Origin of the sequence: Pseudoalteromonas sp. bablab_jr011, from assembly GCF_016464045.1 — a bacterium.
GTDB classification, from domain to species: domain Bacteria; phylum Pseudomonadota; class Gammaproteobacteria; order Enterobacterales; family Alteromonadaceae; genus Pseudoalteromonas; species Pseudoalteromonas lipolytica.
In genome coordinates this window covers 1-578 of record NZ_JACDWU010000248.1, presented here as the reverse complement: position 1 = coordinate 578, position 578 = coordinate 1, and the positions used below count along the sequence as shown (strand labels likewise).

Sequence of the window (578 nt, the reverse complement as noted above, 5' to 3'; positions counted from 1 at the left end):
GAGGACGTTCACCACGGAGTGATTCATGACTGGGGTGAAGTCGTAACAAGGTAGCCCTAGGGGAACCTGGGGCTGGATCACCTCCTTATACGATTTAGAACTTATTTGTTCGTAGTGTCCACACAGATGATTGTTAGTTAGAGAAACAATGCTTATTGTTTGGGTCTGTAGCTCAGTTGGTTAGAGCGCACCCCTGATAAGGGTGAGGTCGGTAGTTCAAATCTACTCAGACCCACCACTTCCATGAAGTGGAAACAGTAAGTACCAGCATATGTGGGGCTATAGCTCAGCTGGGAGAGCGCCTGCCTTGCACGCAGGAGGTCAGCAGTTCGATCCTGCTTAGCTCCACCACTTTTACTCCTTAAAAATAAACATTCTTATCAGGTAATAAACTGCTTGAGAATAGAGTGTGTTTAATTTTGAGAAGTTAATTCTCTTGCTCTTTAAAAATTTGGAAAGCTGATAATAAAATTCTGATGAATGACAATTGTTATTTATCAAGAGTTTTCAAAAGTAAAAATATGCCAATTAATTGAAAAATTAATCGGTATCTACTTTAGTATTCTCATCATTATTTG

2 tRNA genes and 1 rRNA gene are annotated in these 578 nt (G+C 40.0%); all 3 read left to right on the top strand.

Going from position 1 to position 578, the window contains the following annotated elements:
• Nucleotides 1-88 (top strand): 16S ribosomal RNA (locus JIG41_RS14675); the annotation flags it as partial.
• 73 nt (nt 89-161) lie between these two features.
• A tRNA-Ile gene (locus tag JIG41_RS14670) sits at nt 162-238 on the top strand.
• Between the two features lie 37 nt (nt 239-275).
• Nucleotides 276-351: transfer RNA gene (locus tag JIG41_RS14665), tRNA-Ala, on the top strand.
• Nucleotides 352-578: the final 227 nt, after the last annotated feature.